Annotated in this window: 19 protein-coding genes; 10 read left to right on the top strand and 9 right to left on the bottom strand. The window is 56.3% G+C overall.

All coding sequences use genetic code 11. The features are described 5' to 3' along the window. The first annotated feature begins 255 nt into the window (after positions 1-255). Positions 256-2,385: a prolyl oligopeptidase family serine peptidase gene (locus J3U88_RS06235; protein ID WP_207857623.1), complete on the top strand. Its 2,130-nt coding sequence runs from the start codon at positions 256-258 to the stop codon at positions 2,383-2,385. 71 nt (positions 2,386-2,456) lie between these two features. Here the strand turns inward: J3U88_RS06235 and J3U88_RS06230 are convergent, their stop codons facing one another. The 3 genes from J3U88_RS06230 to J3U88_RS06220 form a co-directional block, all read right to left on the bottom strand. Next, positions 2,457-4,475: a methyl-accepting chemotaxis protein gene (locus tag J3U88_RS06230; RefSeq protein WP_207857622.1), complete on the bottom strand. Its 2,019-nt coding sequence runs from the start codon at positions 4,473-4,475 to the stop codon at positions 2,457-2,459. Between the two features lie 361 nt (positions 4,476-4,836). Then, entirely contained in the window at positions 4,837-7,194 is a 2,358-nt protein-coding gene (locus J3U88_RS06225) for a hypothetical protein (protein WP_207857620.1), read from the bottom strand. A 3-nt stretch (positions 7,195-7,197) separates the two neighbouring features. Then, positions 7,198-8,214, bottom strand: a complete 1,017-nt coding sequence (locus J3U88_RS06220) for an ROK family protein (protein ID WP_207857618.1) — start codon at positions 8,212-8,214, stop codon at positions 7,198-7,200. Positions 8,215-8,482: 268 nt separating this feature from the next. Between J3U88_RS06220 and J3U88_RS06215 the strand changes: the two genes are divergently transcribed. The 3 genes from J3U88_RS06215 to J3U88_RS06205 all read left to right on the top strand — a co-directional run bounded on the left by J3U88_RS06215 (position 8,483) and on the right by J3U88_RS06205 (position 11,754). Further along, a complete protein-coding gene (locus tag J3U88_RS06215) occupies positions 8,483-10,066 on the top strand; it encodes a sodium:solute symporter family protein (protein WP_207857616.1) in 1,584 nt (527 codons plus the stop codon). Position 10,067: 1 nt separating this feature from the next. Continuing rightward, positions 10,068-10,238 carry a hypothetical protein gene (locus J3U88_RS06210; protein ID WP_207857614.1) on the top strand — a complete coding sequence of 57 codons (171 nt, stop codon included), beginning with the start codon at positions 10,068-10,070 and terminating at the stop codon, positions 10,236-10,238. Between the two features lie 1,075 nt (positions 10,239-11,313). After that, entirely contained in the window at positions 11,314-11,754 is a 441-nt protein-coding gene (locus J3U88_RS06205; protein WP_207857613.1) for a thioredoxin family protein, read from the top strand. 59 nt (positions 11,755-11,813) lie between these two features. Here J3U88_RS06205 and J3U88_RS06200 read toward each other — a convergent pair whose 3' ends face one another. The 3 genes from J3U88_RS06200 to J3U88_RS06190 form a co-directional block, all read right to left on the bottom strand. Further along, on the bottom strand, positions 11,814-12,581 hold the full coding sequence (locus tag J3U88_RS06200; RefSeq protein ID WP_207857612.1) for an enoyl-ACP reductase FabI: 768 nt from the start codon (positions 12,579-12,581) through the stop codon (positions 11,814-11,816). 552 nt (positions 12,582-13,133) lie between these two features. Further along, positions 13,134-14,267, bottom strand: coding sequence for a DapH/DapD/GlmU-related protein (locus J3U88_RS06195; protein ID WP_207857611.1), 1,134 nt, complete (start codon positions 14,265-14,267; stop codon positions 13,134-13,136). A gap of 348 nt (positions 14,268-14,615) precedes the next feature. After that, positions 14,616-15,098 (bottom strand): hypothetical protein, encoded by a 483-nt coding sequence (locus J3U88_RS06190; protein ID WP_207857610.1) that lies wholly within the window; start codon positions 15,096-15,098, stop codon positions 14,616-14,618. A gap of 406 nt (positions 15,099-15,504) precedes the next feature. Between J3U88_RS06190 and J3U88_RS06185 the strand changes: the two genes are divergently transcribed. The 5 genes from J3U88_RS06185 (at position 15,505) to rfbH (ending at position 20,659) form a co-directional block, all read left to right on the top strand. Beyond that, the gene (locus tag J3U88_RS06185) at positions 15,505-16,374 is read left to right on the top strand and encodes an Hsp33 family molecular chaperone HslO (RefSeq protein ID WP_207857609.1); all 870 of its coding nucleotides are present in this window, start codon (positions 15,505-15,507) and stop codon (positions 16,372-16,374) included. 162 nt (positions 16,375-16,536) lie between these two features. Next, positions 16,537-17,310 (top strand): glucose-1-phosphate cytidylyltransferase, encoded by a 774-nt coding sequence (rfbF, locus tag J3U88_RS06180; protein WP_207857608.1) that lies wholly within the window; start codon positions 16,537-16,539, stop codon positions 17,308-17,310. Continuing rightward, positions 17,307-18,269 carry an NAD-dependent epimerase/dehydratase family protein gene (locus tag J3U88_RS06175; protein ID WP_207857607.1) on the top strand — a complete coding sequence of 321 codons (963 nt, stop codon included), beginning with the start codon at positions 17,307-17,309 and terminating at the stop codon, positions 18,267-18,269. Before rfbF ends, J3U88_RS06175 begins: the two co-directional genes overlap by 4 nt. Beyond that, complete coding sequence (gene rfbG / locus J3U88_RS06170) at positions 18,266-19,342, top strand: CDP-glucose 4,6-dehydratase (protein ID WP_207857606.1); 1,077 nt, start codon at positions 18,266-18,268, stop codon at positions 19,340-19,342. Before J3U88_RS06175 ends, rfbG begins: the two co-directional genes overlap by 4 nt. Before the next feature lie 12 nt (positions 19,343-19,354). After that, positions 19,355-20,659, top strand: a complete 1,305-nt coding sequence (gene rfbH / locus J3U88_RS06165) for a lipopolysaccharide biosynthesis protein RfbH (RefSeq protein ID WP_243435805.1) — start codon at positions 19,355-19,357, stop codon at positions 20,657-20,659. On the opposite strand, the gene J3U88_RS06160 is transcribed toward rfbH, so the two are convergent. From J3U88_RS06160 to aspS, 3 genes are all read right to left on the bottom strand, one after another. Next, positions 20,656-21,171 carry a nucleoside-diphosphate sugar epimerase/dehydratase gene (locus tag J3U88_RS06160; protein ID WP_207857605.1) on the bottom strand — a complete coding sequence of 172 codons (516 nt, stop codon included), beginning with the start codon at positions 21,169-21,171 and terminating at the stop codon, positions 20,656-20,658. The two genes, rfbH and J3U88_RS06160, sit on opposite strands and share 4 nt — an antisense overlap. 30 nt (positions 21,172-21,201) lie before the next feature. Then, on the bottom strand, positions 21,202-22,380 hold the full coding sequence (locus tag J3U88_RS06155) for a glycosyltransferase (protein ID WP_207857603.1): 1,179 nt from the start codon (positions 22,378-22,380) through the stop codon (positions 21,202-21,204). Between the two features lie 221 nt (positions 22,381-22,601). Then, positions 22,602-24,401 carry an aspartate--tRNA ligase gene (gene aspS / locus J3U88_RS06150; RefSeq protein ID WP_207857602.1) on the bottom strand — a complete coding sequence of 600 codons (1,800 nt, stop codon included), beginning with the start codon at positions 24,399-24,401 and terminating at the stop codon, positions 22,602-22,604. A 424-nt stretch (positions 24,402-24,825) separates the two neighbouring features. On the opposite strand from aspS, the gene J3U88_RS06145 reads away from it, so the two are divergent. Then, on the top strand, positions 24,826-26,136 hold the full coding sequence (locus J3U88_RS06145) for an OmpP1/FadL family transporter (protein WP_207857600.1): 1,311 nt from the start codon (positions 24,826-24,828) through the stop codon (positions 26,134-26,136). Positions 26,137-26,188 lie beyond the last annotated feature (52 nt).

Genomic DNA, 26,188 nt, shown 5'->3' with positions numbered 1-26,188 from the left:
TGGGGTTGATCCTCCGCGGCCACGGCCGTGTTTGGTTGGTTTTCCGACCCCATTCTAACCGAAAAACTGAGGATTCAAGAATCACAGCCTGCCACCACAAGGAAAGCATAAATCATTTAAATTAAAATACTTACGCCAAAGCCATCGCTATTTAAGCGCCGTTTAAGCTTCATTTAAGCCGCGATTGATGGTCGCAGCGCCACCAACCCCTTAGGCTGCGATTCAGCACCACCCATTCAGACACGGAGGATTTTCATGATGCATCGCGCTGTCCTTTTTCTCATCGGCGTTTTGACAAGCGTTTCTTTTTTACCGGCATTTACCGATCTCAAACAGCCGGTTGCCCCACGCAAGCCGGTCACCCAGCACTATCACGGAACCGAGGTAGTGGACCCTTACCAGTGGTTGGAAGCCATGGACACCCGTGAAGTGCGTACCTGGGCCATGGAGCAAGACGCTTATGCCCGCCGATGGAACCAAGCCGTCCCCACGCGCGACGCCTTGCGCGCCCGGCTGAAAACCATTAATGATGTGGACCGCCTCGGTTCCGCGACCTTAATCGGCGACCGCCTGTTTTTTGCCAAATCAAGGCCCGACTCCGGCATGCTGGGCATCTGGATGCAGGACGGTACCAATGAACCACGCCGCCTGCCGGCCGACCGTTTTCCCGAGGGCCACACCCTCAAAGGTTTTGTTCCCAGTCCCAACGGCAACTTTTTGGCTTATTACCACGGACACCCAGCGGGCCGCTGGGTCACGGTGAATATTTTGGATATCGCCACCGGCAAACACTTACCAGACCAATTAACCGGACTCAACACCCGTGTCAGCACCATCCACTGGTCTCGCGACAATCAATCCTTTTTCTATGAACGCTACCAAACCCCGAAACCCGGCGCCGAGCAAACCGAAACCTTCACGTTCCTGGGTTTTTACCGCCACCAACTGCGCGGCCCCCAAAACCGCGATTCCCGAATCCAAACCCCAACCCCAAGTGACAGGGCATACGCCGCCAAAACCCTGGCGGGTGAACAACGCTATTTGGTCGTCCTCTACCGCGAAGACCAAAAACACAGGTTTCTCGTCGCCGACGCGCGCCGCCCCGATACACCGGCACGCCCCCTGTTCACCATCGACCAAAACACGGTGTACCTGGGCGACTGGCAAGGACGGCTCTACTTTCGCACCCATCACGCGGCACCGCTCGGCCGGGTGGTCGCCGTCGATCCCCAACAACCCCAACCCGAACATTGGCGCGATGTGGTGGCGGAGGGCGAACACAGCCTCGTCGGTGCCGCCCTCGAACAAGGTGTGGTGCTGCTCTCCTATCGTGAACACGCCCGCCCCGTCCTCCGTCTGCAACGCATTAACGGAACCCAACGCCGCGTCGCCTTGCCCAACGGGGGTTTGTTCGCGCTGCAGCCAGGCCGTTTCGGCGACGGCACGGCCACCGTTTCCGTATCCAGCCTCATCGAACCGGGCACCATCTACCGCATCGACCTCAACACCGCCAAAATAACCGTCGCGGCCCGGGCAAATTGGACCCTCGATCCCAACGATTTTACAATCGACCAAACCTTTTACCAGAGCTACGACGGCACCAAAATTCCGATGTTCATTGTCGCAAAACGAAACCTACCGAAGAACCAACCGGCACCCATGCTGCTCTATGGCTACGGTGCGGGCAATTGGTCGGCTTATCCCTGGTACCAACCCCATCTGGTCGCCTGGCTGGAAATAGGCGGCCGTTACGCGATCCCCGGCATCCGCGGCGGCGGTGAGTACGGTCAGCCCTGGCATCAAGCAGGAATTAAACACAACAAAACCAACAGCATCAACGATTTCTTGGCGGCGATTAAGTATGTGGTCGATGCGGGTTACACCACCCCCCGACAACTCGCCGTCAACGGCGGCAGCGCAAGCGGTCCACTCGTCGCGGCGGCCCTGATCCAACAACCGCGGTCATTCGGCGCCTGCCTCATCGAATGGCCGATGATCGATATGCTCCGTTTCAAGGATTATCCAGGCGGCAAATACTGGGTCTGGGGCAACGGTGATCCCGATAACGCCGCCGATTTCGCGGTCCTGTACCGCTGGTCGCCCTACCACAACCTCGGCCAAACCCAATGTTTTCCGCCCACGATGTTGCTCCTCGGCGAAAAAGACGAGTCCACCGCGGCCTCGCACGGCTACAAATTCCAAGCAGCGCTCCAACACGCGCAGCGCTGCGAGGCACCCATCCTAACCCGTATCATCTGGGACGGCGGCCATTACCAGTACGGCAACAACAACCACCAAACCCTCGACTCATGGACCGACGTCCTGTGTTTCCTCATCCGCACCCTCGACCTGAACCCCAAAATCCCCGGCAATAAAGCTTCATAGCCCGCGGGCCTAACCCGTATTTCTCACAAGGCTTTCAGCTTCTCGCGATGAATCCTCGTGAGCAATGGGGGCTAAGCCGCGCCGCGGTTGCGGTCGATTTGCTCCAGAAAGCTACCGACCTCGTCCTGGAGGTCCTGAGATTCGCGGCGTAGCAGCTCGGTGGCTTCCAACAACTCCGCGCTAATTTCACCCATGGTTTCGGCACGTTGGCGGGCCTGGTCAAAATTGCTCACAATCTGAACCACGGCCGCCGATGCTTCCTGCACGTTCTCCGCGATCAAACGATTGGTTTCGCCTTGGCGGGTAATGCTCCCCGCCATGGTCTCGGTAATTTCGTCCAGGTCACCAATGATGGTATCGACTTTGCTAATGGCGGTCACCGCGTGGTCGGTTTTCTCCTGCACGCTGTGGACCTGTTCGGTAATTTGGTCCAGGGCCGCCGAGGTTTGCAGCGACAGATTCTTGATTTCGGTGGCCACCACCTCAAAACCCTTGCCCGCCGCGCCCGCGCGCGCCGCTTCAATGGTTGCATTCAGCGCCAACAGGTTGGTTTGACCGGCAATTTTGTGGATCATGCCGACCACATCCCCAATCTTCAGCGCTGCTTCGGCCAAATGTTCGATGATGGTGGTGGTGGTACGCGCTTCCTCCACGGCCTCACGGGCAACATCGGCACTGCGGTGGACTTGCGTGGCAACCTCCTCAATCGAGGTTGCCATGGCATGGACCGAATCAGAAGCCTCGGCGACCTTGTCCTGGGTAACCTTGGAGGCTTCGCCCACCACGCGGTTTTGTTTGCGGGCCAGATCGGCGGTTCCAGTCGTGGTTTCCGCGAGCTGCTGGAGATGCTGAAATTGCGTTCGAAAATCATTGAGGATCGCACTGACCCGTTGCTGAAAAGCTTCAACAAGCTGATGGGTCTGCTGATGTTGTGTCGCGGCGGCGGCATGGCGTTTTTCGCGCTCCTCAGCCTCAGCCGCCTCACGGATACGCTCTTCCTCGCGCATATCGACCATTTCAACCGCGGTTTTCTGGAAGGTCTCGGTGGCACGCGCCATACGTCCGATTTCATCGGCCCGTTCCGTGCCCTGAACTTCGACATCCAAACGGCCCTCGGCCAGATCACCCATGGTACGCGCCAAATTCGTAATAGTACGACGCATGTCGAACCCAATCGCACGGGCAATCAGGCTGGTGGCAATCACAATAAAACCAAAGGAAACCCAGATCGCGGTTTGACTGGAACGACGCACTGATTGGTAGCGATTCCTGGCTTGTTCGTACGCCGCCTGGATATCAGCACCTAATTGGTTAAGCGTCACCGGAAGCCCGTTAAACAAGGCATCCAGCTTATCGTCCTGATCACGAATCAACAGCCAACCCTCGGCCATTTTTTTGAAGTCGGCGTGGTAGGTATCCATCAAGGTGGTTATTTCCGCGACATCAGAACTTCGGAGGCGGGATTTCCCCAACAAATCTTTGAATTCAGCCAAACGCTCGTCCATGCGCGCGACATATTTCTCGTCCAAACGCATCAGAAAATCTTTTTCGTGGCGGCGCATCATCAACATCAAGTAACCAAGACGCGGTTTATCGAATTCGTTGAGCTTGGTTTCCACCGAACGAACCGAAGCCCGCAACGACCCCTGCAAGCCGGAGTTCTCATCCAAACCGACTGAAACATAGGTATCTGCGATGGCGTTGAATTGGTCCACGTAGGCGCGATAGGTTTGTCCCAAACCCGTCACTTGATCCTTCTGTTTCCCATCGGTAACCAAATGATCCAGGGCACTGAGCTCAGCAAGAATTCGCCCATGTAACCTATCGCGAAATTCAGCCAGTGACGCTTGGGTCCGGCGCAACTGAAATTCTTTTTCGAGGCGACGCGCCTCGAGTAAAAGCATATGCAGCCGCCCAAGTGAGGCACTCTTCTCGAGCTGAGCTACCTCGCGGAAGCGCGCCTGATCCTCAAGGGTTCGAAACCCAAAAAAAACCAGGCCGATTAGGGAACAACCTCCGAGGGTCATCCCAATCATGATCCACATTTTGCGTCGAATCGGAATCCGGGAAAGCAACTTCTGAAAAACCAAAACACGCTCCTTCCGAAAAGAACATGAAAACCCGGCAACCTAAGTTCAGGCACAAAGCGCCAAGGCATGCTGAAAATACTGTTTACATGGATTGATCAGAGCCTAGCAGATCCACGCATCCTTGATAACCCCATGGCAACAACCCACTGCACTTTCGTAGCCGGCAGGTGGAAGGAGCAACAAAAAAAGCCGCTGAACCTCTAGGAGAACGAGGTTCAGCGGCAAGCCTGCACGAAAAATCAAGCGAGGAAAATGAACAAAGAAAGAAGGATTCACCCATATTGCTCGCCCGGTTTCGACGCGGCGGTAGAAGGCCGGACGAGCACGATGGGTTAGGACAAGGTCTTGGTCGGAAAGGGTTTTAGCCGATGGAGCGTTTGAGAGCGCGGGTTTTGCCGAAAAAGGTATCCAGGTCCATTTCGACCAAATACTGGAAACCACGCGCCGCGCGGACGCGGGGATCGGGGTGGTTTTGAAGCCACTCGGCCCCTAGCAGTTGTTTTACGTGTTCGTATTGTTCGACCAAAATTTGGGCCGCCAACTCCGAAAACGGACCCTGGTAGGCGTAGCTGGGGAATGAGGCTTCCCGTTGTGAGGCGAACGCGTTCATAAACAGGGTGTTGAGTTCGGCGATTTGGCCGAGGCTTACCGGCACGATCAGGTCGGTTTCCTCCGCGTGGAAGCGGTACCACACATTGCGGTAACCCCAAACGCGGATTTGGTTGTCGCCGGTTTCGTCGCGGTAGCGTCGCAACGCCTCCGCGACGGCCTGCATCACCTTGTAGTGGGTGTCGGGGCCACTCCCCTCGGGATCAAAGGCCACGGTGACCACGGTTGGTTTTTCACGGCGTAACCGCTCCAACAAGGGTTTGACATCGCGATTCACCTCGGGCTCCTCGGTAAAAATGTCGCCTTTGTAGAACCCCAGGCGCTCGTGGCGCACATGACCGAGCCCAAACCCAAGATGACCCCACAACACCTCTGCTTCCCATTCGCGCAAGGCCCCCTTGAGTTTTTGGATCGGGGCGGCGTCTTTTTTGCCGGGATAGGTGGTCTTGAAGATAGTTTCCAGGGCATCGAGTTGATCGCGAACCGGGGTAAGATCGTCGGCCACCCCCCAGCTATCCCCAAAAATCTCTTGGACCAGATGCAGGAACCGCAAGCCCACCTGGGTTTCACACAAGGTTTCGTCCTGATTGGCCAAGCCGTCGAGGTAGCGCTGAACCTGAACCTGACGTACACCTTGGTCCGCGGCGGCGTCACCCAGATGCAACCAAGTCGCGGCCGGTTCGGTCACCAAGGCGCGACGGGCCCAGCGGCAACGCGTCGCCATAAAGTCATTGGTCACCGCGTTGAAACCACTGGTTAGGTAGTTAAAGCTGTGGCTGTTGGCGGGGTCGTGAATGAACTGCAACAGGTAGGGCAGGTAACCCAGCATGATGTCGTCATGGTGGGGCGCGGTGTGAAAAATGCGTTCACCGGTCGGATTGGTCAAACCTCTGCGAATTTTTTCCTGAAGCCGGAGCTGGACCGCCTCGCGAGACACCTCAAAATCGGTTCCGAGTTTCTCCAGGAGGAGTGGGCCGGAACGCAACCGCGCGGTTTCCTCGCGGGTCACCCGTGCCACCGTCTTGTGACTTTGCAGGGCGGCGTCGATAAGAATGCGCCCGTGTTCAGCAGGGTCCTCGGCGTTGGCGGCAAACTCGCGATGACGGCGCTCCGTCAAGCTCTTGGCGGCGCCGGTCGTGATGAAAAAGCAGGCGTTTTTGAGGGGCTGCAAGGCGGAAGCGGGAACTTGGTTGCCGGCTTCGCTTTCAATCGCGGTTTTTACAATCGGCGCCTTGGCCTCCCCGGCCGCGATGATGAGCGCGGCCGCCTCCGGGTTGTAGGTGATGGTGCCGAGCCCGATGGTAATGACCAAGCGTTTGCCGGACACCTCAATGCCGCCCAGATCACCCGCGGCCGCGGCTTGGGTTTCATAGTTGGTTTCGCACAAGCGGGTTGTGGAATAGTGGTCGGATCCACGCACATTAAAACCAATGTGTCCGTCGGGCCCGATCCCGCCGAGGAAGAAACCAATCCCGCCCAAGGCGCGAATGCGGCTTTCGTAATCGCTGCAAAAATCGTCAACCTCGGCCAGCAGGCGTTGGCGCCGCTGCTCGGCGGCGTTGCGAGGCGCCCGGGTGCGTAGCGAAAGGTCGACCCCGTCTTCGCCCCAAACCGATTCCAAGGTTTCACCCTCGCGCAGGCCGATTTCATCGGGATTGATCAGCAAGGCTTTGTTGGGATCGAAGCCAAAGGGGGTCAGATAGTATTTATTGACGTAATGAAAGAAGCTGTTGGTTTGCCAACCGTGAATCGGATAAAACTCGTCAATTTGGACGAAATGCAAACCGTCGAGGCGCGGCTTGAGCCCCGGCTCAATGCCGTAGGTTTCCAGCAGAGACCGCGTTTCGGGGCGCTCCCAGGTTTCGAGTAGGTGTTGGGTCCATTTGATAAAGTGTTCCGGTGTTTTACCGGTCGGAAGGGCAACACTGCCCTCGGGATGACCCTGAACCCATTCCAAAAATCGCAGCGCGGTGACCTTGCCGAGCGCGGGAAAGTTCTCGACCACCAAGGTGCGCAGTTTCTCAGCCGGCGCGTAGCGGTCCTTTTGACCGTAGTGTTCTTGGAGCGCGCGCTCCACAACCGAACCGGTTGACGCGAGACAAACATCCATGGCTCAAACCTCCTGAATCTGGTGGAGAAATTCTGATATGTGACAGGCCCCTAACACGGCGGCTTCGCCGTGGGGCACACCGGACAAGACCACGGGAATCGGATCCCGAAGAAAGTTGGAGAGGGCTTTTTGGAAGCTGCGCTGAACGGGATCGAGCAGAAATTCGCCGGCTCGGGTGAGGCCGCCAAACAGAATAAAAGCCTCGGGATCGAGCACGGTGGCCCAATCGGCCATTTTCTTGCCGAGCACCGCGCCGGTTTTTTCAAATGCTTCCAAGGCGAGAATGTCGCCGTCGGCGGCGGCGACCCCAACGCGTTCGGCGCTGAGTTGGTGAAAATCGAGGTGGGCCAGGGCACCCGCGCTTTGTCCGTATTTGGCAATAAGTTCCATCACCGTGCGGCGCAGACCCGTGGCCGAAACATAAGTTTCCAAACAACCCATTTGACCACAGCCACACAGGCGGCTTTCGTCGGAAATACGGGTATGGCCCAGCTCACCGCCAAAACCGGAGCGGCCCAGCAGCAGGTTCCCGTCGACAAAAATGCCGGCGCCAAGCCCGGTGCCGAGGGTGAGCAACACGAAGTTGTCCATATCCTTGGCGGCCCCATATTTTTTCTCGCCGAGCGCGGCGGCGTTGGCATCGTTGGTGACATAGATCGGAAAAGGAAGGTAACGGCCGAAGGCCTCGGTTAAATCAACGTCGGGCCAACCCAGGTTGGATGGGTCGCTAACCCGACCGTTGCGCGAATTGGCACCGGGAGCGGCAATCCCCATGGCGACACATTGATAGGTGGGAAGTTGCCGCAGTTGCTCGCGAATCAAACGCAGGGCCGCATCGCGAAACCCCTCGAAGGCGGTGCCGTTTTGGGTTGGTAGTGAAAGGTGTTGCAAACAGGTACCATGTTGATTGACAAAACCAATATCACAATTAGTCCCCCCGATATCCATACCGATGGTAATCGTGTTTTTATTGGAATCAACGGGGGAAGAACCCGTCTTTTTGAGGGAGGGGGAAAACATGTGCTACCTCGTAGTTTGTTTTTTCATTTAACAAACAAGATGTCGCATTGTAACCAGGCCACATCACCTTGACAAGGAAAAAATCAAGGCTTTGGGGGGGCGTGACCTCAAAAGCGCGACAAAAAGGCCAATTATTCGGCAAAAAAGCAAAACCTAGCAGCCGTAACTTTATTCAGACACGAAAGATCAAAAAACCGCAACAATCGGACCTTGACGAGCGAGAACCATTTTTGTATTTTCAATTAACTAATTCGCTAAGGAAGTTACGATGCAGGACTCCACCGTCGCCGTTCTCGGCCAAACCAACTTCACCCCCCTTGATTGGGGCATCGTCCTCGTTTATCTCAGTATTTCCCTGGTCATCGGGCTCTTCGTTCGTAAATACGTCGTCGACATGACCAATTACATTGGGGCCGGCCGAGCCATCGGCACCTGCCTCGGTATCGCCACCATGACCGGCACCGAGATGGGGTTGGTGACGGTCATGTACAGCGCCCAAAAGGGGTTCACCGGCGGTTTCGCCGCCTTCCACATCGCCCTGGTCGCGGGAATTGTCACCTTCTTGGTGGGCATCTCCGGGTTTATTGTCGCCAAGCTACGCGATACCGAGGTCCTCACCATTCCTGAATATTATGAAAAACGGTTCGACCGCAAAACGCGGGTGCTGGGCGGGATCATGCTGGCCCTGGGCGGCATTCTCAACATGGGTTTGTTTCTCAAGGTCGGTTCTATTTTTATCGTCGGCGTTACCGGCCTTTCGGCCCAGGGCTGGGCGCTCCCACTGGTCATGACCACCTTGCTGATTCTGGTTTTGGTCTACACCACCCTTGGCGGCATGTTCTCGGTCGTCGTCACCGATTACATTCAATTCGTGGTGCTTTCGGTGGGTTTGCTGGTCGCCACGGCTTTGGCGATTCAGTTTATCGGCTGGGACAACCTGTTTAACACGGTCGCCGCCGAAATGGGCCCGGCCGGCTTCGACCCCTTCGCGGCGGAAGGTAATTTTGGGCTGGAATACGTGCTGTGGATGGCCTTCACGGCGGGCCTGGTGAGTTGCGCGATTTGGCCGACGGCGGTCGCCCGTGCGCTCGCGGCCAAAGATTCCCAAACCGTTCGCAAACAATATATGTTCTCGTCCATTTCCTTTATGGTTCGCTTCCTGGTCCCCAACTTTCTGGGTATCGCGGCCTTTGTGTACATTGCAAGCCAGGCACCGGAACTCAAAGCAGCCTTTTTCCCAGCAGCGGGCGGTGAGGCGGTCAACAACCTTTATGCGATGCCGATCCTGCTGGGCCGCATGATTCCGGCCGGCCTCCTGGGTTTGATTTCAGCAGCGATGATCGCGGCGTTTATGTCCACCCACGACTCCTACCTGCTGGCCTGGTCTTCCGTCATCACCCAAGACATCATCGCCCCCTTGCGCCGCGAGGACATGAGCGCGGCCGCTCGCATCAAATGCACGCGCATTGCCATCGTCGCCATCGGCGTATACATCCTCTACTGGGGTTTGGCCTACAAGGGTCGCGATGATATTTGGGATTACATGGCGGTAACAGGGGCGATTTATTTCACCGGCTCCTTCGCGGTGCTGGTCGGCGGCCTCTACTGGAAACGCGCCAGCTCAACCGGCGCCTTCATGGCTTTGCTGAGCGGCATCTTCGCCATCACCGGCCTGGGCCCGGTTCAGGAGATGTTGGGCTGGAATGTTTCCGGTGAACGCATCGGCCTGATGACGGTCCTGTTTTCGATGATCGTGATGGTGGTTGGATCGCTGCTGTTCCCAGACCGCGCCGAATCCACCCAAGCCCTACAAGAAACCAACCTGTACCGACAAACCGCCGAGGAGGTCTAAGATGGAAAGCTGGATGTTGTTTTGGAAGGTCATTTTTTTCATAGTACTGGCGCTCTTCGCGATCCTTTCGGTATGGGTCACCATCGGCGGCTTCCGCGACCTTCAATACCTGTTCCGCAAGATGGAGGAAGAGCAACAAGAGGCGGCCAAAAAACAAGCGTCACAAACCTAAGTCCACATTTATCACGAGGATTCGTCGCGAGAAGCCGAAAAGCTGGTGAGTACGAAGGTGACGACCAAGCGCAAACGGGCCGACCTTTCGGCGCAGCTGCGCGACGTCGCGTATAGCTCGACTGAGTAAAGCGGATGGCCGCCCCGCGGCTGTGGCCGCGCCGTAAACGATCCACGGTTTTTCTGAGCAAACCAAAAATCGGGCACGGGGAAAACAACCTCAGGCGTTTCCCCAAGGCACCCAAATTCATCCTCAACCTAAAATCTCGATAGAGGTTCCCAAAAAGCGAGGGCATGCCGCGACGGACGACCGCCGCGCGGCATGCCCATTTGACGTCACAAAGGCAGAAAGACACCAACCGAACCACGGTTCATTACACCCAAAAAGACGATTAAGCGACCCTTACCTCGCCCCTTAGCGACGACAAACCTGTCAGCAGCGTTTTTCAGCGCACACAGCGACAATCCCCCTTTCGACGACCCTCTCGAAGTCCCTCATGCGTGTTAAGTTCTTTACTACCACGGGGCGATTCATCAAGAGGATTGCCTCCACCTCGTTGATCAGCGGCCATTTTTTTGGGCTAAGAATCGGGACACGATGGGACGATCTCAGCGAATCCATGTTTTTCCGATTTTTTTGGAAAAGAGGACTTCCAACAGCACCCGATCCGTGCGATTATTTGTCGGCTGCCGTCACGAGTCATCGTATCTTTCACAAGAACGCGTGCCTCAGCTTTATCCCAAAGCGACGGCAAAACAACAGAATCTTAATCCATAGAAGTTCGGATTACATAAGGCTCGGGGCTGCTCCCCCGAGCTTTATTTATTTAGGAAGCTTTTTAAGCGTGGCACGGGTCCTGCTTAAGTTAGCCGGCGTGGGATTTGCGCGGACCACCGTATGCGCCGAACCTTTTTTTCGGGATTTTGGAAGATCATGTACAATATGGGTGTTTAAGATGGGAACCACCACGGGTTCACCCTCGTCAATCGCCCGGCCGGCATGGTTTTCCGCCCAAAGGCGAACGAGCAACCCACCCGGAGCCGCGGCTCGGGTTCACCATCAACGGGAGAAGCTTATGAAACGAATTTGGAAAGCCCTCTTGCCGGCATTGCTTTTTTTGGGCGCTTCCGCCGTCGCCGGCGACGATGCCTGGATTACCGACTACAACCAAGCCTTGGAAATCGCGAAACGCGAAAATAAGGTTATTTTAATCAACTTCACCGGCAGTGACTGGTGCGGCTGGTGCAAACGCCTCGACCGCGAGGTCTTCTCCAAGGACACCTTTGACGATTACGCCGAAGAAAAGCTGGTCTTGCTCAAGGTCGACTTCCCCAAATACAGCAAATTGCCCCAAGAACAGATGGTCCAGAACGACAAATTGGCCAGCCGCTACCGCATTCGCGGTTTTCCCACGATCCTGATGATCGACGCCAAGGAACAGGTCCTCCTGACCACCGGCTATCGCCCCGGCGGCCCACTGGATTATGTCCAGCACTTGGATGAAAAAATTAAATAATCGAACCTGAATCAAATCACAGAAACCCCGGCAATCGCCGGGGTTTTTTGTTTTCCAAGCTACATTCCAAGGATGTGATAACCCGCATCAACGTGAATGGTTTCACCGGTCACCGCGCTCGCAAAATCACTCAACAAGAAGGCGCTGACGTTACCCACATCGTTGGGGTCGACATTGCGCTTCAATGGGTTGCGTTCTTTCACCTCGTCGAGAATGGAGCGGAACCCGGCAATCCCCGAGGCCGCCAAGGTTTTAATGGGACCCGGCGACACGATGTTGACACGAATGTTGTGCTCACCCATACTCGCCGCCAAATATTTGGCCGACATTTCCAGAGAAGCCTTGGCAACACCCATCACGTTGTAATTGGTCACCACACGCTCGCCACCCAGATAACTCATACAAAGAATGCTGCCACCCCGTTCCGCCATAAGCGGCTTGGCATGGTTGGCCAACAACGGCAATGAATAGGCCGAAACATTGTGCGCCAACAGGAAACCGTCCCGGCTGGTCTCTTCAAAGGAACCTTTTAAGTCGTTTTGATCCGCGAAGGCAATGGAATGGACCAAACCGTCCAAATGACCCCATTCCTCCTTAATGCGATCAAACAAAGCGACCACCTGATCGTCTTGGTTGACATCACAAGGCAACAATAAAGGGTTTTCAAAGTCGGTGGCAATTTTTTCAACAGACTTCAAAAAACGATCATTGAGATAAGTGAGGGCAAGCTGTGCGCCTTGGGCGGCACAGACCTTGGCAATACCTGCCGCGATGGAGCGGTGATTGGCAATACCTAAAATTAAAATCTTCTTCCCTTTCAGCAACATAAATCCTCCGTTATTTCCCGCCGCCTTCAGCACGAACGCCGCCCAAGCGTCGCACCAACCCACCGAACGCAACCTTCGGTTTCGCAAGGCGCTCTTCCCGCGGCACCCGCGAGAAAAGAGCTAAAGGCGCCGCCCACCATCGTGTAACACACGGGATGAAGCAATTTCATTCGCGACGATTCTGCCGCAAAAACAAGCGTGCAGCGACCCCGATGAGGGGTCCACCCACAAGCCCTGGAAAACAAACCCCGCGGTACCGGCAAAAGAACCCTAACATGTTCTCGCGGCACGACTAACCCGCATTTCTCACCAAAAGCTCTGCTCCGGCGCTGAAAGAACTGCGATTACTTAGGTTACTTGGTTGCACCCTTGCAAAGCAACGGTGGGGCAGCCTCGACGTAGCGCTGCTACGCCGAAAGGTCGGCCCCGCGATAGGTCGGCCCCGCGATAGGTCGGCCCCGCTGCGTTTTCCTTCGGTCGCAACCTGTGCACTCACAGTAATTTCAAAGCCTCGCGACGAATTCTGGTGAGAAATGCGGGCGAAGCACGGGGTTATTCGCTATCCGTTCGCGCTGCTTTTTTGCGCGCCATGCGGCGAATGGTTTCAGCACGGTCTTCTTTATTGGCCTGCTTGGAACGGGCAACGGCCAAGGCATTGGCGGGAACATCATGGGTAACGGCACTGCCCGCGGCGACATAACTGCCGTCCCCCAGCGTGACCGGCGCCACCAGCTGGCTGCCGGAGCCGATGAACACGCCCTCTCCCAGCTCGGTTTGATGCTTGCTGAACCCATCGTAGTTGCACGTAATCGTGCCCGCGCCGATATTGCAATGCCGACCAATCACAGCGTCCCCTAAATAGGTCAAGTGGCTCGCCTTGCTGCCGGCTCCCAACGTCGCTTTTTTGGTTTCCACGAAGTTGCCTACCTTGACATCCTCGCCCAAGTCAGTGCCCTCTCGCAAATGTGCAAAGGGACCCACGGCGGCACCTGCCCCCACCTTGCACTTTTCCAACACACAGTAGGGCTTAACCTGTGCACCGAAGGCAACCACGGCGTCGCGCAAGACAGAACCCATCTCAACCCGAGCGCCCGTGGCCAAGTAAGTCGTCCCACCAAGGTACACATTGGGTGCGATAACGGCACCAGCCTCAACCGTGACAGTCTCCTCAATAAAGACCTGATGGGGCACGGGAATAATGGCGCCCTCGCGGAGGACCTGGGCCATCTTCCGGTCAAAAGCATACTGATTAACGCTGCTCAGGGAAACGGGCCCGGTTACCTCTTGCAAACAATGCTGGTTGTCGATATCGGCCAAATCGAACAGACGATCTAAAAAGGCGGGAAACGAATCGGCCTCGACCGGGGCGTGGTTAGCGGGTAAAAAAGCAACACCTGCATTTTGGTTTTTATCAGGGAAGGCAACCCGGGGCTCGCCATACTTTTTGCCCTCGCAAAGCTGCAGGAGCAAACCCCTACTGAGAAAAGGAAAAGCACCGCCCAGGATAAGGTAATCGCTGTGATCGGTGCAGGAAATCGGGGTATCGGGCTCCACGAAGGCAATGGGTGCCTCGCTGAAAGATTGCAAGACACGGGTGAGCCGCTCACGCAGGGTCAAACCTGCAATCGGCCAGGCGAGCCATTCTTCGGTGACACGCACTTGAATCTTGAGGTTAGTGATATGCATGGGGGATCCTCGCTACTGAAACAAAATCGGCCCCGGCGGCGATTTGGAAACAGAACGCGATCCAAACCAGAAACGGCCCGGATAAGGGTCGTATGTGCTGAGATGCGCGGTGAAAGCATTCGCCAACCAGGAAGGAAAGGTCATCTTCACCAATTAAAGGCAAGGGGTCAAGCAGGAGGCGGCAAAAGCGAAAAAATAAAACGGCACCGACCTGATGCCACCGAGCAGACAGGGGGCGTCGCTCGGTCGCTTTCCAACCGAACGAACCCAATAAAAAGTTGATACCCGCGGCCAAAAACAGCCAAGCGGCGGAGCCGACGCATCAAAGACGGACCGCACGCGACACGATTAATCTTCTTGCGGTTGCTCTTCCCCGCCCTGGCGCAAAAATTCGAACTCGGGCTGGTTGACGACGGCGGCAAAAACCGGCGAGTTTAAAGCATAACCACGGTTGTCGGTGGAGATCTCAATCGCTTTCTCCAACAGAGAAACCGCTTCTTCCAACTGCTCCTCTTCCACGGCCATCTCAGCGAGCAAGGTCAACTTGGCGCCTTCGTCAATAGAACTGGAATTGTTGAGGATTTCACGAGCGCGGTCGCGCTCACCCATGTTCATGTGGTAGGACACCAATTTCATATCACTGGCTTCATCGTCGGCGGAGGAACCGTTGAGCTTGCGATCAACAATCACCTGGTATTGACGGATGCGGTGTTTAATCTGGTTGGTAACCGATTCATCTGCCAAAAGCTCGTTAAACGCCTTGGCGGCCTGCTCCCAATTCTTTTTGTTAAATTGCTGAACCGCTGAGTCAAGTGTTTTGTTTTCTGTCATATGTCGAAAAACCCCGTGACACTAAGGTCTTATTTGTCAAGAACAGATGATTCTATTACAGATTGAAACGAGGATAAAGGTAAAAAATGGCTTGGCACGAACGGCGCCCTTGAACCCAAGAAGCGCGATAGCTCGCGGTATCTTAGCTAAACCTTTGCGTTGCAACAGCCTGCAAAAATCCTCCCCCGCACCTGCCGGGTGCGGTCGTGCGCCTCCGCTTTTTTCGAGCCATTTCACTCAAGATCTTTCGCCAAAAACCCATCCCTCGGTACTTCTTTTGGCTGAAGCGCATGGACAAAGATCCCGAAAACCAAGATAATGTTGGGCCGCCGGACGGCGCAAAAGGGCTGACACAGGCCCCCATCGCGCGATTTATCGCGCGTCAAAGACCGAAGGAATGGGAACCATGACGGAAAAAATCAGACGCTACATGCACGAAGACGGAACCTTTAAGGTGGTGCTGGTGGAAAGCACCCTGATCGGCCGCGCGGCATACGACCGCCTCGCCTGCTCCCCAATTACCCTCACCTTGCTCACCCAAGCAATGACCGGCGCCTTGCTGCTTATTTCCGACCTCAAGGTGGAAACCACCACGCAACTCAAATTTGAAGGCGACGGCCCCATGGGTTACCTGGTCGCCGAGGCCAACAGCCTCGGCGAGGTACGCGGCACGGCCAAAGACCCCGCCACCGCCTTTGACCCCAAACCCGACGTGGGCTTATTTCAACAAGCCGTCGGCAACGGCCTACTTCAAGTGACCCGCCGCATCAAAGGCGTTGACGACCTGTACAACAGCGTGGTCCACATCGAAGGGGAAGTCGCCCAAACCCTGTCCCGTTATTTCCTGGACAGCCAACAGATCCCCACCGGCATTCGCCTCGGCTGCAAATTAGATCCCGAGATCGGTGTCAAAGGCGCGGGCGGCCTAATGATTCAAGCCATGCCGGGCGCCAACGAAAACCTGCTGTTTGTGCTTGAGAACCGGCTGATGGAATTGGGCGATTTGGGCGAATTGTTCGCGGCGGGGAACGGCGAGGAAGCGATTATGGATTTCCTCTTTGAGGATATGCCCATCAAACACCTCGCCGATACCGAAACCCGTTTCCACTGTGGCTGCAGCATGGAGCGCATGGTGCGGGTCGTCGCCGCCTTACCCAAGGACGAGCTGGAAGATCTGGCCAAAGATCCGGCCGGCATTACCATTAATTGCAACTTCTGCCGTACCCCGTTCCAAATAGACCGCGACACCTTGCTGGTGCTCCGCGACGAAAAATAGCCAACGATTCACGAAGGGGTTTAGAACGCACCATTGTCACTGCTGCATTTCCGGCACTAACTTGATAAAATCCATCAAGTTCCAGTAATGCATCATTCGATGACCCATTGCTTCAGCGCCATATGCATGGCCTGCCACGCAAACCCCTTTTAAGGAAACGCCATGAAAGTCGTGATCCTGGCTGGTGGTTTTGGGACGCGCCTGTCCGAAGAAACCCAATTTCGTCCCAAACCCATGGTGGAGATCGGTGGAAAGCCGATCCTATGGCACATTATGAAAATTTATGCCGCTTTTGGGTTTCGCGACTTTGTCATCTGCCTCGGCTACAAAGGCGCACTCATCAAAGACTACTTCCTCAACTACCACTATTTACAGAGCGATATCACGGTTGAACCCGCCAAAGGTGCGGTCACCTGCCACCAAAAAGAAGTGGAGGACTGGCGCGTCACCCTGGTCGATACCGGCTTGGAAACCCAAACAGGCGGCCGCCTCCTGCGCGCCGCATCCTACCTCGAAGGCCAACCCTTTATGATGACTTATGGCGACGGCGTCGCCAATGTCGACATCGGCAAACTCGTCGCCTTCCACCAACAGCACGGCTTGCTTGCCACGGTCACCGCCGGCCACGCGCCCGGTCGCTTCGGCGCCCTCACCCTTGGCGAAACCGACCGTGTCGAACAATTCCGCGAGAAAGTGGTGTCCGAGGGCGCATGGGTCAACGCAGGTTTTTTCGTGCTTGACCCCAAGGTTCTGTCCTACATCGGAGGCGACCAAGAGCCTTTTGAATTCAAGCCTTTAACCGCACTGGCCAAGGACCGGCAACTCGCAGCCTTCCGTCACCCCGGTTTCTGGCAACCCATGGACACCCTACGTGAAAAAAATCAGTTGGAAACACTATGGCGCGGTGACCATCCACCCTGGAAGGTGTGGTCGTGACCGCGACGGCCACGTTTTACCGTGGAAAACGCTTTCTGGTGACCGGCGCAACCGGCTTTATCGGCGGACACCTGGTTAACCGCCTGCTGGAATACGGCGCCACGGTGCGCGTCACCATTCATCAACGCGGTTGGTCGGGCAGTATCCAGGGTGTCGAAGTCGTTCCCGGCGATTTAAAAGAAACCGACATACGCCTTTGGGAAGACGCCTGCATGGGATGTAACGGTATTTTCCACCTTGCCGCCGCGGGTGTTACCGAGGATGCCAAGGCCGCCGCGCTGCTACAACAGCACGTGGTCGGCCCGGCGGCGATGCTCGAGGGCGCCGCGAATGTCGGCGTCAAGGGACTGGTCCACACCAGTTCTTGTTTCGTTTACGGAAAACGCGAAACACCGGCCGACCGCTTCGCCCACACCAACCCGCTCAGCCCTTATGCAGCATCTAAATTGGCGGCCGAAACCTGGCTGGCGGGCCTCGGCCGCGCCCTAAAGGTCCCGGTCGCCTGCGCCCGGCTGTTTCACGTCTACGGGCCGGGCGAACACGCACAACGTCTGATCCCCTATGTCCTGCACAACTTAAGCCGCGGAACCCCGCTGGAACTGACCTCTGGGAACCAGATCCGCGATTTTCTTTACGTTGCCGACGCGGTAGAAGACTTGCTTCTCCTGGGCGCCGCCCTGGAACAACACGCCGGAACCGTGATCAATCTAGGCACCGGCCAAGGCACCTCGGTCCGCGATCTGGTCAGCGCGGCCCAAGCGCTGTTTCAAACACCGGGCCAAGCTCGCTTCGGCGCGCGGCCCGACCGCCCCGACAGCTTGCCGTTCTTGGTCGCCGACGCCGCCGAAACCGAACGCTTGCTGGGCAGGCGGGCGCGCTTTTCGCTCGCCGCGGGTTTAAGAGCAACCGCGCATGCCTTGGTCCCGGCGGCAACCCATAAAACGGAGGCGAACCGATGAGCCGATTGGAAAACCTTCGCGGTCGCCGTGTTTTGGTCACCGGACACACCGGCTTCAAAGGCGCTTGGCTCAGTTTATGGCTTCACCTGCTGGGCGCCGAGGTGATCGGCTTCTCCAAATACGGCCATCCCAACGACACCGTCTACCGCGGTATTTTTGACTGTATCGACGAGGAAGCGTACGGCGATGTCGCCGACTTCAGCATACTGCAAGCGGCTGTCAACCGTTTCAAACCCGAACTCATCTTCCACCTCGCTGCTCAGTCATTGGTGCAAACCGGTTACCAACAACCGTTTCTTACCTTTTCCTCCAATGTCACCGGCACCCTCAACTTGCTAGAAGCGGCCAGACGCCAAACATCCGTCAAAGGCGTGGTGGTGGTGACCAGCGATAAGTGCTACCGCAACCTGGGCAAAACCCATGCGTTTGTGGAAAACGACCCGCTGGGCGGTAAAGATCCCTACTCGGCCGGCAAAGCATGCGCGGCCTTGATGACCCATTGCTACCGCGACTTGGCCGCACAACGCCCCCAACCTCTGCTGATTGCGGAAGCGCGCGCGGGCAATGTGATCGGCGGCGGGGACGATTCAGCCTTCCGCCTGATTCCCGATATGGTGCGTGCGCTACAAGAAGGAAAACCCATCGGCATTCGCAATCCCGACCATATCCGACCGTGGCAACACTGTCTCGATCCACTTTACGGTTATTTGCTGCTGGGAACCGCGCTGCTCGCAGGCAATCACAAGGCGGCCGACGCCTGGAACTTCGGACCCACGCCGGAGAGCTGCGTTTCGGTACAGGAACTGGTCAACCGCTGGCTCGCATTGTGGGGATCGGGAACCTTTGAGGTCGTGGGCCGACAGCAAGGCCAAGGCGCCGAGGCCCAAGTACTGCAACTCAACAGTCAAAAGGCGGAACAACACCTCGGCCGGCGTCCAATCTGGTCGCTAGCATCGGCGCTATCACACACGGCCGATTGGTACCGAAACCCCAAAAATCGAAGTATCCGAGAACGTTGCGAACAAGATATCGCCGACTTCGAGGCCGACTTGCAACAACAAGTTCCCACGTGAGGTAAACCCGCCTTGGAAAATCCCGAACTGATCCGACAGGAAATCATGGCGTTGGTCGCCAAATACCACCGTGCCCGCTTCGGCGGGGAGGCGGCGATCAAACGGGTTCCCGTATCCGGCAAGGTGTTTGATGAAAAAGAGTTGCAGTACGGTGTCGGCGCGGTCCTCGACGGCTGGTGGACCGAGGGAAAAATCAGCCGGCGCTTTGAAAAGAGCTTGTCGCGGTTTTTGGGCCTCAAACATTGTTTGGTCGTTAACTCGGGCTCATCGGCCAACTTACTGGCGCTCACCGCGTTAACCTCCCACGTTTTGGGCGAACGCCGCATCCAACCCGGCGACGAGGTCATCACCGTGGCCGCCGGTTTTCCCACCACGGTAAATCCCATTTTGCAGGTGGGCTGTGTACCCGTTTTCTGTGACGTGTTACCCGCAACCCATAACCTCGACCCGTCTCAATTGAACGCGGCGCTCTCCTCGAAAACCAAGGCGGTTTTCTTGGCACATACCTTGGGCAACCCTTTTGATTTAAAAGCGGTACGCGCCTTTTGCGACCAGCACGATTTGTGGCTGATTGAGGACAACTGCGACGCGCTTGGTTCCCGCTATAACAACCGGTTCACCGGAACCTTCGGCGACCTCGCCACGGTGAGTTTTTATCCCGCGCACCACATCACCATGGGTGAGGGCGGCGTGGTGCTAACCCAGGACGATACCTTGGCCAAAATAGTCCGCGCCCTACGTGACTGGGGTCGCGATTGCTATTGCCCGACCGGCAAAGACAATACCTGTGGCAAACGTTTTGGTTGGAAACTGGGCGATCTACCCGAGGGGTACGACCACAAATACATCTACGCGGAGCTTGGTTACAACCTCAAAAACACCGATCTCAACGTGGCGCTTGGTCTGGCTCAACTCGATAAACTGCAAGGCTTTATCGAGAAACGCAAAGCGAACTTCGCCGCCCTTTCAGCACTTTTTGAGCCTTGGTCTGATCGCTTCGAATTACCCCAGGCAACCCCAAACAGCGATCCTGCCTGGTTTGGCTTCCCACTTTCGTTGCGCGCGGATTGCGGTTTCAGCCGCAACGCGGTAATCAACCACCTGGAGGGCGACGGCATCGCGACCCGACTCGTTTTTGCCGGAAACCTGACCCGCCAGCCCTATTTCGCCCGCGGCGAATACAGCTATCGCGTGGCGACCACGCTCACGCAAACGGACCGCGTCATGAACGACGCCTTTTGGATCGGCGTTTACCCTGGTCTGGATCAACGGCATTTCGAAATCGTGGCCGAAAGCCTGCGCCGTTTTTTCAATTAGCCCGCGTTTTCCAGCAGGGCCGCACCAATTAAATCGCGCAAACAAAACACCTTGGCGGGCAAACCCAAATCTTCCAATCGGCGTTTCATGGTTTTGTCGCCGTCGTTCATGAGGGCAACCACAATCCCGTCGCCATAATCGTCGCGTGGGTACATCCCCATCACCAACAAGCCGTCGATTTCGCGTTCCTGTACATTGGGATTGCGATCAATAAAATAGGCCAATTCCATTTTGCCTTTCAGCTCCTTGGCCAACAAACGGCCGGCCGTGTCGGCGCTGTAAATGCTGAGTTGGGTCACCCCGAGCTGTTTCAAGGTCACGGCTATATCAAAACCTTGCAGCTTGGCCTGGTGCCAACGCAACAAATCCTCGCTCAAAACGCGTTCCTTTTCGAGCGCCTGAAGCTGTTCCGCACCTTGCAATTGCTCGCGCTGCACCGCCATGTACATGTAAAAGGCCAAGATCAAAACGATCAGCGAGACAATACTTTGCAAGACAATGGCGAAAATCATAGCGGGATTCCTTGTTTTCGATGCAGGTCGTCAGATGCGTTCACCACGCAGACGTTGCCCCATCCAACTTTTGGCCGAGTATTTCAGCATCTGAAATTGATTGCTTTTCTGGGCAAAACCCTGGATGTTGGCAGCCAACACACGGCGGCCGGCCGCGCCCCGGGTCAGGTCAAAATACAGCTTTAACAAGATATCGAGCAACCGCCGCGGCAACAACCAACACAACAAAAACACCGAAGCCGTCTGGAGAAATCGTTTAAAGGTAAAACCACGCAACAAGCGCAGGAGAAAATGAAACGGCCGGTGGCAACTAAATTTCCCGACCATTTTATTACCGATCATGACCCATAAAAAACCGAGGTAGCCGCTGTCGCTAATTTGCTGGAGCAAGCCGGCGGCCTTGTCGAAACCCTGCGCCTTTGCCAAACGGACCATCCGGCGATAAAACACCATGTTGCCAAGGTAGGACAGGTCGAAAAACTGGTCGACCGGGTTATAGCCACGATCCACCTTAACCATGAGAATGATGTTGCGGTTCATCACGCGGCAGCGCATATGGGGAAAATGGAGCGCGACCAAACCTTGTAGCCAGGCGTGCATGTAGAGCAAGCCAACGCCTTGGGCGACTTGGTCTTGGTGGTGTTCGAGCACATGCCACAGTTTCTCACGGTTAAAAATCGAATCGTTCATCCCGCGCATGTTGATCCGCACCGAGAGCATGTCCTCGGCGGGCACGTCGAAGGCGAGCGGGCGGTTGGGGAAAATAGTGTAAACCGAGACATCGTGGTTCCCAAAACGGTCGGGGGGATGGAATTCGATCCCACGCGGCGCCACCCAAGCGTAAACCTCGGGATCGGTTTCTTGTAAAACCTCACAGACCTGGCGAATCGCGTCGGGAAAAAGACGATTGTAGTCACCGCAAGTCCAAACCCAAGGGGTCTCCGCCCCTTTCAGGGCCTGCACCACGTTCCGGTCAAAACCAAGGTTGGTTTCATTGCGATGGTAAAGCAGCGGACAAGGCGCCGTTTGTTGCATCTCGGCGATACGTTGCGGTGTTTCATCAGTCGAAGCATTGTCGGTAATTGAAATGGCGACTTTCTCGGTTAGGTCGCCCGAGGTAATTTGATCGAAAAAAAATTGAATGGTGCCGGTGAGCAGATCCACGCGGTTGTAGGTCGGAATACAGATGGTCAGGAGACGTTGTTGCATAATCCGCTTCTTTGGGCAACGACGGGAAACCGCCCATATGGTCAATGCTTCTGGAAAATTCTGAAATCATGAAACTTAGACTCAGCCTAGCAAAGCCAAATATGATTGGCAAGCGACGCGATAGCGGCGGGCCGACCAAACCCAAACCCAAAAAATAAAAAACGGGGCTGTTGTCTTTTTCAGACAACAGCCCCGCCTCGGTTGTTCCGTAAAACGAACGATTAGCTTTCTTTTTTCGGTGCGTGCAAGACGGTTACACCCAGATCAACCAGCTGATCCACGGCCACCCGCGACGGGGATTCCGTCATCAAGCAATAAGCCGAAGTGGTTTTGGGGAAGGCGATGACCTCACGCAAGCTCTTCTCGCCGGACATCAACATGCAGATGCGGTCGAAACCCAGCGCGATCCCCCCGTGGGGCGGCGCACCATAGCTGAGCGCGTTGAGCAGGAACCCAAACTTTTCTTCCGCTTCCTCCGGGGACAAACCCAGGGCCGCGAACATCGCGTCCTGAACATCGCGACGGTGGATCCGAATAGAACCGCCGCCAATCTCAAAACCGTTAAGGACCAAGTCGTAGGCTTTGGCGCGCACTTTACCGGGCTCGTCCTTGAGAAGGTTCATGTCTTCGTCGTTGGGCGAGGTGAAGGGGTGGTGCAAGGCAACATAGCGACTGGCTTGGTCGTCGAACTCGACCAGCGGGAAGTCGGTAACCCACAAGAATTCGAAGGTGTTTTCGGGAATGAGGTCGAGCATTTCGGCCAAGCGACAGCGCAAGGCGCCCAAGGCTTGGTTGGCTTTTTCGCGGGTATCGGCAACAAAAAACATAATGTCGCCCTGACCGCCGCCCGCCTGTTCGAACAGCTTGACGCAGAGTTCCTCGCCGAGGAATTTTTTGATGGGGCCGGTTACACCGTTTTCACCATACTTGAGCCAGGCCAAACCGCGAATCCCGTAATCTTGCTTGAGCCAAGACTCTAAACTGTCGATTTCTTTGCGCGACTTGGAGGCGGCGCCGGGGGCGCAAACCGCCTTGACCACGCCGTTGTTGGCGACACAATCGGCGAACACACCGAAATTACAACCGGCGACGGCCTCGGACAAATCCTTCAATTCCATCGCGTAACGGGTGTCGGGTTTGTCGCTGCCGAAACGGTCCATCGCATCGGCGTAAGGCAGGCGCGGGAACGGCGTTTGCACATCATGGTTGAGCAACTTCAACACTTCAACCATCATGCCTTCCAACAGGTTAAACACATCGTCGGGCTGGACAAAGGACATTTCCATGTCGATTTGGGTGAACTCGGGCTGACGGTCGGCGCGCAGGTCTTCATCGCGGAAGCAACGCGTGATCTGGAAATAGCGCTCAAAACCGCTGACCATAAACAACTGTTTGAAGATTTGTGGCGACTGGGGCAAGGCGTAAAAAGAACCCTTGTGGACGCGGCTGGGCACCAAGTAATCGCGGGCACCCTCGGGCGTCGACTTGGTCAGCATGGGCGTTTCGAGTTCCAAGAAGTCTTTGGCATTGAGGTAATTGCGTACGGTCAACCCAATCTGGTGGCGCAGGATGAAATTCTTTTGCAGCGCGGGACGACGCAAATCCAAGTAGCGGTGCTTGAGGCGTAATTCTTCGCCGACGTCGTCGATATCGTCTTTAACCGGGAAAGGCGTGGTCTGGGCGTTGTTCAGAATAAAAAGCTCTTGGACGAAGACTTCGACTTCGCCCGTCGCCAATTTATTATTGACGGTTTTGGCGTCGCGGGCGCGGACCTCACCGATCACACCAAGCACGTATTCCGTGCGCACGGACTTGGCTTTGGCGTGGCTTTCGGCTTGGTATTCGGGATCGAGCACCAACTGGGTCAAACCCCAGCGGTCGCGGATGTCGATGAAGGTCAAACTCCCCAGATCGCGACGTTTGGCGACCCAGCCTAACAGTGTTACTTTTTCGCCCACCTGCTCAGAACGCAGTTCTCCGCAGTGATGGGTCCGTTTCAAATCGCCTAAATGATCGAGCATGGCAAACCTCTTTGGAAGGCGAACACCTTCCCATAACGATGGATTGGGGGGAACAGGACCGAAACCCGGGTTGCGGGGTCTGATCCCAAACCGTAGCGAAACGCGATCCGGCGGTTCTCTGTTGCAACCGAAAAGGAATAACCGCGCTGGGAGAAGGAACCCGGCATCGGTTCGCGACGAGCCGTTTTAGGTTCTCGCGGTCGAAAAGCCCTAGTACGGCGCCCTGCTAGGGCTAAATGACGCAGTCTAACCAAATCACCAAAGTGATTCAATGGGAAAAAGAACAATCGTCGCAAAGGTCGCGCGCGCCCGCTTTAGTCATGGCCGATATTTTGCTATGCTAGCGCGTCGCCTCGCACGCCGGCCCCGGCGCGCGCGCGTTCCTTCGCCGACACGGAGGGATTCTTTTTTGAGGAATGGTTTGATGAATTTACGCTCACGATTCTTTTTTCTTTTAATCACAATGATGGTGTCGCTGACCACCCCTCTGGCCGCCTCCGGCTTCGGCATTTACGATCAGGGTGTGCAATCGACCGGTGCCGCGGGTGCCGTCGTCGCCCGCGCCGAGGACGCCTCGGCCGTTTTTCACAACCCCGCCGGTCTGGCGCAACTGCCTTACCAAGAGCTGGCTTTCTCAGTTCGTCCCCATTTCAGCAAATCGTTTTACAGCAACGCGGGCCAGACCACTTTTGACTCAGAGGGCAGCATCGACGCCTTGCCGTCCCTGTTCTACGCCAAACCCATGGGCCGTTTCGGCCTCGGCCTCGCCACCACCACCACCAACCACTTCCGTCTTGACTGGGACGAGCCCGATTTCCCCGGCCGTTTCCTTTCACGAGGTTCCGAATTTTTGACCCAAGACATTCTCGCCGGTATCGGCTTCCGCCTGACCGACGCTTGGTCCATCGGCCTCAGCTACCGCTACGTGCTGGCCGACTACAACTATGACCGCGTCCTGAATCGGCCCATCGACGGCAACGCCGATCCGCTATTCTTCGAAACGCACCAGAAAGTGGAAACCGACGGCGACGGCACCGGCTTCATTTTCGGCATTCAGTATTACCCCGGCCGCAAGTTCAGCATCGGCGCCAGTTACCAGTCCGCGGTCGACCTCGACCTGGACGGCAACAGCCGCGTCAGCCAACTGACGCGGCTCAACGACCAGCGCGCGGTGGATGTGTTTAACAACAGTTTCAACGACACCAACGCCTTAACCGCCTGGGAGCTGCCGGAGCGCATTCAAGTGGGTTTCGCCACCAAGGTCACCGTGCGGACCCGCATCGAATTCGACGTGTCTCGCGAGGACTGGTCCGGCAACCAAACCCAAGTGATTTCCGTCGGCGGGGAAAACATTGTGGAACCACGCGGCTGGGAAGAGGTCTACAGCTACCGCTTGAACGGTGACTTCCAGCAACGCAAGGCGCTGCTGTGGCGCATCGGCCTCGCCAACGTACGTCGCGCCATGCCCAGCGAAACCGTCGAACCCAGCTTCCCCGACGGCGACCGTTTCTCCTACTCTTTCGGCGTGTCCTACACCTACCAACGTCGCTACATCCTGGAAGCCGCGATCCTATACACCCAGAACCGCGACCGCCAGGTAACCAACCTTGATTATGTGCCCTCCACCGAAACCGACGACTTCGTCATCGCGACCGGGGAAAGCGGCACCTTCGAAACCCAACGTTGGCAGTTTAATTTGGGCGCACGCATTCGTTTCGGCGTCCCCACGGATTAAACCAAGGGACAACACCGGGGAAACCGCATCGAACCGGATTTCCACGCAATCA

Origin of the sequence: Acanthopleuribacter pedis (genome assembly GCF_017377855.1) — a bacterium.
Taxonomy (GTDB): domain Bacteria; phylum Acidobacteriota; class Holophagae; order Acanthopleuribacterales; family Acanthopleuribacteraceae; genus Acanthopleuribacter; species Acanthopleuribacter pedis.
Note: the sequence above shows the minus strand (reverse complement) of the source record. Positions and strands in the feature narration are given on the sequence as shown.